This window comes from Peptoniphilus indolicus ATCC 29427, assembly GCF_000227315.1.
Lineage (GTDB): Bacteria > Bacillota > Clostridia > Tissierellales > Peptoniphilaceae > Peptoniphilus > Peptoniphilus indolicus.
Genome location: NZ_JH165063.1, coordinates 96,140 through 104,685, shown reverse-complemented (window position 1 = coordinate 104,685; position 8,546 = coordinate 96,140). Strand labels below are relative to the sequence as shown.

Here is an 8,546-nt window from a genome sequence, read left to right as displayed (position 1 = left end):
AAAAATGATATTTTTCCGATTACTTGTTTCTTTAAAAAAGGTGCTGTTGCATAATAGATGATTCTACTATGCAACAGCACCCTCTTATTTTATATACTTATTTTCGGTTTACAAGTTTTGTCGTTGCAACCAATATTAACACAACGCCTATTATTTGTGCCAATACTATTTCCTCTTTTAATACCACTATACCTACTATTAAACTTGTTATAGGCTCAAGTGTACTCAATATAGATGTCTTATCAGCGCCTATTTTAACTATTGCACTTTGATATAAAAATGCTGCCCCAAATGTTATTACAAAGGAATATATAATTGGAAGAAACCATTCTATTCCTTTAAATCCAAGGTAAATTTCAGTTTTCGTTGCCAAACTATATATAATTACTACCATGACTGAAAATAAATTTAAATAGAACAACAACTTTGTCGAACCTATATTAATTAATTTTTTCATTTCCAAATAAATTGAATAGAATGAATATGTCAACGCAGATAAAACAGCAAAGAAAACACCTTTTAAATTCAATCCATTAGAAGAATCCATATTCATTATTAGAATAATTCCTATTGCAACAAATACAACGCATAGCACTTCTGTTGCCTTAGGTCTGTATTTTTTTATGAAATTTACCGCTATAAAAATAACTATTGGATAAGCAAAGTGAATAGTTGTTGCAGCACCTGAATTTATATATTCATATGATGAAAATAGCGTTATGCTAGTTAACGAAAATCCAAGAGCTGCAAAAAATAAACCTTTAGCTTCATCTTTATTAATTTTTAAATCTTTTTTCTCTTTAAATTTTATAAAGAAATATAACACGATGGTTGCGGGAACCATTCTGTAAAATGCTGAACTTACAGAATTGGCTCCCATTTTATATAGTAACTGAGTAAATAATGGCATAAGTCCAAATATAATAGCCGATAAAATGGCATGGGCTATTCCATTGTTCAATGCTTTATTATTCAAGGTTTATACATATCCTATCATAGTTGCTACAACTAATACTCCACTACAAATTAAGTACCATGCAAGTAACAACTTCCATATCCATTTCATCCATTTTCCGTAGGAAATTCCTCCTATCGCAAGAGCTGCCATTAAGTCCCCTGCTGTAGGTGTTACTAAGTTTGTTATACCATCTCCAAATTGGAATGCCAATACTGCTGTTTGACGTGTAAGACCTATTACGTCTGCAAGTGGAGTCATTATAGGCATACTTACAACTGCTTGCCCTGTTCCTGATGGAATAAATACATTTATAATTGATTGTAGTATAAACATTCCTATTGCACTCAATTGTAGAGGAAGACCTACCACCAATCTTGACATATAGTAAACTATTACATCTAGTATGTTGCCATCTTGCATAATTACTGTTATGGCTCTTGCAAATCCAACGCATAGTGCTGGATACAAAAGATTTTCAGCACCTTTTACAAAATTATCTACCATTTCATTTATAGTAAGTCCACCTGCAAACCCACAGATTACAGTAACTGCCATAAATACTCCGGCTATTTCTGTCAAATAAAATCCATAAGTTATAACACCGTATACTAAGAATACAATTCCAAGTATAAATGTTGCTATTGCAAATTTATGTCTGACTGTAAACTCTACATCTTCACTTAATAAATCAGCTTCTCTATATGGACTGTTCTTGTCACTTTCGTATACCAAACTCTTTGTAGGGTCTTTTAATATCTTTCCAGCATAAATGTATACATAAACTATTGTCGCAAGTATTAATAGAGCAAAAGCTATTACTCTCATATACATACCACTGAACATTTCAACGTTAGCTATTTTTTGTGCAGTTGCAACAGTGAATGGATTTAAAATTGCTCCTATGTATCCTACACCTACACCCAACATTCCAAGTGCCACACCTGTTATTGAGTCAAATCCTAAAGCTAAACAGAGCGTTATTTGCAGAGGCAAAAATGCCAAACATTCTTCGAAGTTTCCAATTATTGCTCCACCTAATCCCCAGAACATTAACACAACCGGAATAACCATTCTTTCTCGACCTTTTAATTTCACTAAGGCAAATTTTAAAAGTGCATCTAAAGCTCCGGTTCCCTTTAATACTCCAAAAGTACCACCTATTATGAATAAAAAATTGATAATTTCTGCGGACTCATTAAGCCCTCTTGGTATAGATTGCAAAACATCAGCAATAGAAACTGGACTTCTTTCAATAGAATGAAAACTATTCGGATCTACTATCTCACTTCCACTTATAGGGTCCTTTATTCTGTCAAATTGACCTGTTGGTAAAATGTAAGTTGAAATTGCTGCTACTATCACTAATATAGCTATTAAAGCTAATGCATCTGGCGCTTTGAATTTGAACTTACGTTGTTTTTTACTTTCCATTTTTTACGCCTCCTTGATTTCTAATCACGATTATAATATAATTATGATTAGAAAATCTTACTTTGTCAAGTATTAATGAGGTGAATTAATGAAAATTTCTATTCGTGAAAAAAGAGTTATGGATGTATTCATAACTTCTGCAAAAGAACTCATCGATGAATATGGATTAGACAATATAACAATTAGGAAAATTGCTGATGTTTCCGGATACAATAGTGCTACAATGTATAACTATTTCCAAAATTTAGATGAACTTTTAATATATGCTTCCATAGATTATTTAAAAGAATACATAATTGAATTAAAGGAACAAACTAAAAACATTAAAGATCCAATAAAAAGGTATATTAAAGTTTATGAGGTATTTAACAAATACTCATTCTCCAAACCTGATGTGTACTTCAATATTTTCTATGGTGTCTATTCAAAAAATCTACATTCAATCCTTTTAAACTATTATGAAATTTATCCTGAATCTTTAGATGGTTTTGATGATATAGATGTCCTAAATATGATTAAAAATGGTTCTATTTTAAACAGAGACTATGAAGTTACAAAAGTATTTTGTGAAAAATACAATCTCAGCAAAGAAAAACTAAACTTTATTATTCACACTGTAGTTAGGATACATTCCAGTTATCTGTATGACATAGTAGTTGATAAAAATATAAACTTAGTAGAACACTCAGAAAAGTTTTTATCATTCTTGAAAACTTTATTGGAACTTACAATTAAGGAGTAATTATGAAATTTTTAGAAGAATTTGACCAAATAACAAAAATACCTCGCCCAAGTCATCACGAAGAAAAAATTGCCGAATATCTAGTGAATTGGGCGAATGAACATCAACTTGATGTCGTGCGTGATGAATTCAACAATGTGGTAATTAAAAAACCGGCTTCAGTCGGCTATGAAAATTATCAACCTATCGCTTTACAATCACATTCAGATATGGTTTGTGAAAAAGCTGAAGATGTCGAACATAATTTTCTAACTGACCCAATTAAATATTTTATTGACGGTGATACGGTTTCAACTCATGGTATGACAACTCTCGGCGCTGATGACGGTCTTGGAATGTCCTTAATACTTTCTGTTCTTTCAGATGATAGTTTAAAACATCCAAAACTTGAAGGTGTTTTTACAACTGCTGAAGAAGAAGATTTCATGGGAGTTGCAAATTTAAATCCTTCCCTATTGGATGCTAAGAAACTTATTAACATAGACCATTGTGATGATTCATCAATTTTATGCGCCTCAGCCGGTGGAATAACTTTTACTGCGACTCACAAATTTAATTTAATTCCAAGTAAAAACTTAAAGTCTTTTGAAATAGTCTTGTCAGGGCTTATGGGCGGGCATTCCGGTGAAGACATAGGAAGTGGCAGAGGTAATGCAAATATTTTGATGTTTAGGCTTTTAAACCACCTTAGAAAATATGATGTAAAATTGAATTACATTTCCGGTGGTGGTTATAGATTGGCTATACCTAGAGCTGCAAAAAGTATAATACTATTTGAGGAAAGTCAACTTGAAAACATTAAACAAAAAATTTCTGAATTTTTAACTGTCATTAGAGATGAATATGTAAGCTTTCCTGAACTTGATATTAAATTTAACGAATGTTCATCTGATGGAAATTACATTGATGATAATTCTTTTGAAGATTTGGTTAAATACTCTCTTACTGTTCCAAACGGTGTATTTGAAATGAGTAGTATATTCAAACACATAGTAGACACTTCTTCAAACCTTGGAGAAATCTATATCAAAGATAACACTCTTGTTGCTATTGTAGATATCCGCTCAAATTACAATTCAAAATTAACTAGAATTACTGACTTATTAGAAATATTAGCTATACAGTTCAATTTTGAATATGATATTTGGGGAAAATACTTTGCTTGGAAATATCAAAAAAATTCTGCTCTAAGAGAACTGGCATACAATACTTATTCTGAATTAAGTGGAAATAGTCCTCGAATAGAAGCTGTTCATGCCGGTCTCGAGTGTGGATTTTTTGCTGAAAAAGGCTTTACTGATATTATTTCAATAGGACCAAATGCTAAAGACTTCCATTCCCCAAGTGAATCTTTTAGTATTTCTTCTGCTGAATATGTATATCAAGCTTTAGTAAAATTACTAGAATCTGCAAAATTTGAATAATTACTAATCTATAAAATTCATAAGTCAAAAATATTTATAACCCACTACTTGAGTTGACAAACATCTATAATTTGTAGTAGGTTATAAATATCATTAATGGAGGTGAAATCATGGATAGTTGTGATAGGTCGGATAAAAATATTTATTGCAGTTACATGATTTCTTTTTTTATTCACAGTTTTTTACATTAAGTTAAAATCTGATTTCATAAATCTTCAACTGCAAAATATTTTAACGCCTAAAAAGTGATAATTTTACGTTTTTAAATTAAAGGAGGTTTTATGAACAGAGAAAGATATGATATTAATGAAATTAAAGAATTACAAAAATCCATTAATCTAATGGATCCTGTTGATTTAGCTGAAATTTTTGAAATTCTATCGCCGTATGAAATAGCTATAAGAATAAAGCTTCTTAACAAGGATTTATTAGCTGACACTTTTGCTTTGCTAAGTAGATCTAAAAAGGTCGACATTATAAAAACTCTATCAAGGGAAAGTATAATGGAACTCATTAAAGAGTTGGATGAAGATGAATTGGTGGATACTCTTCAAGAATTACCTGCAAATATGGTTGGAAAACTTATGAACCACTTTATTGAAGAAGGCCGTAGACCAATTATAAATGAGCTTTTAGGGTATCCTGATGAAAGTGTCGGCTCTATAATGTCTGTTAACTTCATGTCTGCAAAAATTTCTCGCAGTATTAAAGAGATACTTGATAAAGTTGTCAATTCTGATTTGGATGCAAATAAACTTGAACAAATTTGGATTACTGATAACTCTTTAAAATTAAAGGGGTTTGTTTATTTGGCAGATCTTCTTAGAAATATAGAACAAAATATTGAATCCATTCTACACCCTATTAATAAAACTGTCAGTGCTTATGACGATCAAGAAATTGTTGCAAAATTAGCTTTCAGATATGATTTATCTGAAATACCTGTAGTTGATTCAGAAAATAGATTAATAGGAACAGTTCCTGCCGAATGGGCTATTGATGTCATGGTTGATGAGTACAATGAAGACATTTCAAATATTCACGGTATAACTGATATAGAAGATGATTCTTACATGGAAGTTTCAAATTTAAAAATTGCTAAAAATAGAATAACTTGGCTTATTATTTGCCTCATAACTGCAACTATGACTGGGTTTATAATCAAAAGATATGAAAGTACATTAGCTACCAGCGTAGTATTAGCAGCATATATTCCTATGCTTATGGATAGTGGTGGAAATGCAGGAAGTCAAGCTTCTACAACTGTTATACGTGCTTTATATATTGGAGAAGTTGATTATCATACCATTCTAAAAGTCATGCTAAAAGAATTGAAAATCGGATTTTATGTTGGTATTGCTCTTGTATTCATAAATATTCTAAGAATTTTCTTTATGGATTCTGTTTCAACACAAGTCATGCTTACAGTTTCTATTACCCTTTTAATTACTGTTATGATATCAAAAGTTATTGGTGGCATGCTTCCACTAATAGCTGATAAATTTAAAATAGACCCTACAGTTATGGCGGGTCCCATAATTACTACAATAGTAGATACTGTTGCACTTTTAATCTACTTTGAAGTTGCAAGCAAACTGATCAATCTTTAAAATTAACTATCTTTATATTATTTATTAAAAAAGGAGTTATCTATGGATAATTACAATAGAGAAAAAGAAATAAAAGAAGCTATTGAAGCTTCAGAAAAAGTTTTAACACACTTATACAACGCGAGAGATTTATTTAAAAGTGCAAAAAATTGGGGTTATTTTGATATGTTTGGCGGCGGAATGATAAGTACGTTTATAAAACATAGCAAAATTAATAATGCTGAAGAAGAGCTAAGAAAGACTCGCTATGCTGTTCAAAATTTAAAATCTGAACTCACTGATGTGAATAATACAATGGGCATAAATATAATCCCCGATACATTTCTCACATTTGCAGACTACTTTTTCGACGGTATCCTTGCAGATTATTTGGTTCAAACAAAAATAAATGACTCGTTGTCCCAAGTTGAAAGTGGGATATCTCAAGTTGAAAAAATAATTGAAAATTTAAAATCTGAAATTTAAAAGAAGACTCGCCATTGAGTCTTCTTTCTATTTTTTATTTTCTAATTTTATTTTTCTGATACAACATATTTTTCTATATACTCATCGTAAGTCATTGGAACATCCCTATAAGTTCCGTCATCAAATATTTCAACTATTCTATTTGCAACAGATGAGATAAATTGATGGTCTAATGATGTAAATAATATGTTAGATTTAAAGTTTATAAGTCCATTGTTCACAGCTTCAATACTTTCAAGGTCAAGATGGTTAGTAGGTTGATCGAATATTAATAAGTTAGCAGGTCTTATCATCATTCTTGAGAACATCATTCTAACTTTTTCTCCCCCGGAAAGTACATTTGCTTTTTTAAGCACTTCATCTCCGGAGAATAACATCTTACCTAAAAATCCTCTTAAATATATTTCTGATTGTTCTTCTGAGAACTGTCTCATCCAATCTATAAGATTAAGGTCTGAGTGTTCAAAATATTCTGTATTATCTTTAGGGAAATATGTGTGAGTTATAGTTTGTCCCCACTCAATTTGCCCTTCATAATCAGTTTTTGCCTCTATCGCTTCAAAGAACTTTGTTATTGCAATTTCATTCCCTATAAAACCTATTTTATCGCCCTTATTAACTCTCATACTCATATTGTCAAGAAGTACCTTATCCCCTTCTTTTAAAGTTAAGTTGCCTATATTTAATATTTCATTTCCAACTTCACGAGTTAAATCAAATCCAACAAAAGGATATCTACGGCTTGATGGTTTTATATCGTCCAAAGTTATTTTATCAAGAAGTTTCTTTCTTGAAGTTGCTTGACGAGATTTTGATTTATTAGCTGAGAACCTTGCAATAAATTCTTGAAGTTCTTTAATCTTATCTTCTTTCTTTCTATTTTGTTCCTTAGCCATTTTTTGAGCAAGTTGAGAAGATTCATACCAAAAATCATAGTTCCCAACTGTAACTTGAATTCTACCGAAATCTATATCAACCATGTGCGTACACACGTTGTTTAAGAAGTATCTATCGTGAGAAACTACTATAACAACTCCATTAAAATCAGATAAAAAATCTTCAAGCCACATTATAGCTCTTAAATCAATACCGTTAGTAGGCTCGTCCAAAAGCAAAATATCAGGATTTCCAAAAAGAGCTTGTGCAAGTAAGACTTTAACCTTATCGGCTTCTATAAGTTCGCTCATTTTTAAACTGTGTTTATCTGTTGTAATCCCAAGTCCTTGCAAAAGAGACGCCGCTTCTGATTCTGCTTCATAGCCTCCCATTTCTGCAAATTCTGCTTCAAGTTCTCCCGCTCTTATACCATCTTCATCAGAAAAATCTTCTTTCATATAGATAGCATCTTTTTCTTTTCCTATATCATAAAGTTTTTTATTTCCCATTACCACTGTATCTATAACTACTTCATCTTCAAAAGCGTAGTGGTCTTGGTTTAACTTACTCATTCTGGATTCTTTATCTATTGATACATTTCCAGTTGATGGTTCTTTTTCTCCGGAAAGTATTTTTAAAAATGTTGACTTTCCCGCTCCATTTGCTCCGATTATTCCATAGCAGTTCCCAGGTGTGAAAGATAGGTTCACATCATCAAATAGTTTTTTATCCGGGAAAATTACACTGACGTTATTTACTGAAATCATTCTATTCCTCCAATCGCTTGTCGCGTGTATTATAGCATAGTTCTGAAAAAAAATGATATACTCAATTCAAGGAGGGAAAATATGAAAAAAATAATCAGTTCATTATTAATAGTATTCTTATTTACAAATTACATTTATGCAACATCCAACTCAAAAGAAATTCTAAAAATAAAAAATATCTTTGGGGTAACAGATGCCACTGAATTCAATATAACTACATCAGAAGACACTTATGACGATGGTAGCGCTTTTAAAACATTAGACTATCATTGG

At 31.2% G+C, this 8,546-nt stretch carries 8 protein-coding genes; 5 read left to right on the top strand and 3 right to left on the bottom strand.

Annotation, left to right across the window (positions count from 1 at the left end):
• Nucleotides 1-97: 97 nt before the first annotated feature.
• A complete protein-coding gene (locus tag HMPREF9129_RS07205) occupies nt 98-976 on the bottom strand; it encodes a DMT family transporter (protein WP_004822012.1) in 879 nt (292 codons plus the stop codon).
• 3 nt (nt 977-979) lie between these two features.
• Entirely contained in the window at nt 980-2,389 is a 1,410-nt protein-coding gene (locus HMPREF9129_RS07200) for a YfcC family protein (protein ID WP_004822011.1), read from the bottom strand.
• An 88-nt stretch (nt 2,390-2,477) separates the two neighbouring features.
• Here HMPREF9129_RS07200 and HMPREF9129_RS07195 point away from each other — a divergent pair, with 88 nt between their 5' ends.
• The 4 genes from HMPREF9129_RS07195 to HMPREF9129_RS07180 all read left to right on the top strand — a co-directional run bounded on the left by HMPREF9129_RS07195 (nt 2,478) and on the right by HMPREF9129_RS07180 (nt 6,630).
• Nucleotides 2,478-3,131, top strand: a complete 654-nt coding sequence (locus HMPREF9129_RS07195; RefSeq protein ID WP_004822009.1) for a TetR/AcrR family transcriptional regulator — start codon at nt 2,478-2,480, stop codon at nt 3,129-3,131.
• Nucleotides 3,132-3,133: 2 nt separating this feature from the next.
• Nucleotides 3,134-4,555, top strand: coding sequence for a beta-Ala-His dipeptidase (gene pepD, locus HMPREF9129_RS07190; RefSeq protein WP_004822008.1), 1,422 nt, complete (start codon nt 3,134-3,136; stop codon nt 4,553-4,555).
• 281 nt (nt 4,556-4,836) lie between these two features.
• Nucleotides 4,837-6,165: a magnesium transporter gene (gene mgtE, locus HMPREF9129_RS07185; protein WP_004822005.1), complete on the top strand. Its 1,329-nt coding sequence runs from the start codon at nt 4,837-4,839 to the stop codon at nt 6,163-6,165.
• A 42-nt stretch (nt 6,166-6,207) separates the two neighbouring features.
• A complete protein-coding gene (locus tag HMPREF9129_RS07180; RefSeq protein WP_004822003.1) occupies nt 6,208-6,630 on the top strand; it encodes a hypothetical protein in 423 nt (140 codons plus the stop codon).
• A 47-nt stretch (nt 6,631-6,677) separates the two neighbouring features.
• Here the strand turns inward: HMPREF9129_RS07180 and HMPREF9129_RS07175 are convergent, their stop codons facing one another.
• On the bottom strand, nt 6,678-8,273 hold the full coding sequence (locus HMPREF9129_RS07175) for an ABC-F family ATP-binding cassette domain-containing protein (RefSeq protein ID WP_004822001.1): 1,596 nt from the start codon (nt 8,271-8,273) through the stop codon (nt 6,678-6,680).
• 81 nt (nt 8,274-8,354) lie between these two features.
• On the opposite strand from HMPREF9129_RS07175, the gene HMPREF9129_RS11725 reads away from it, so the two are divergent.
• Nucleotides 8,355-8,546, top strand: a 192-nt coding sequence (locus HMPREF9129_RS11725) for a hypothetical protein (RefSeq protein ID WP_040552798.1), incomplete at its 3' end; no start/stop codon positions are given.

What these genes read in the sequence shown, in the direction of transcription:
- HMPREF9129_RS07200 (WP_004822011.1), bottom strand. Translation starts at nt 2,389, where the DNA reads ATGGAAAGTAAAAAACAACGTAAGTTCAAATTCAAAGCGCCAGATGCA.
- HMPREF9129_RS07180 (WP_004822003.1), top strand. Translation starts at nt 6,208, where the DNA reads ATGGATAATTACAATAGAGAAAAAGAAATAAAAGAAGCTATTGAAGCT.
- mgtE (WP_004822005.1), top strand. Translation starts at nt 4,837, where the DNA reads ATGAACAGAGAAAGATATGATATTAATGAAATTAAAGAATTACAAAAA.
- HMPREF9129_RS07175 (WP_004822001.1), bottom strand. Translation starts at nt 8,273, where the DNA reads ATGATTTCAGTAAATAACGTCAGTGTAATTTTCCCGGATAAAAAACTA.
- pepD (WP_004822008.1), top strand. Translation starts at nt 3,134, where the DNA reads ATGAAATTTTTAGAAGAATTTGACCAAATAACAAAAATACCTCGCCCA.
- HMPREF9129_RS07195 (WP_004822009.1), top strand. Translation starts at nt 2,478, where the DNA reads ATGAAAATTTCTATTCGTGAAAAAAGAGTTATGGATGTATTCATAACT.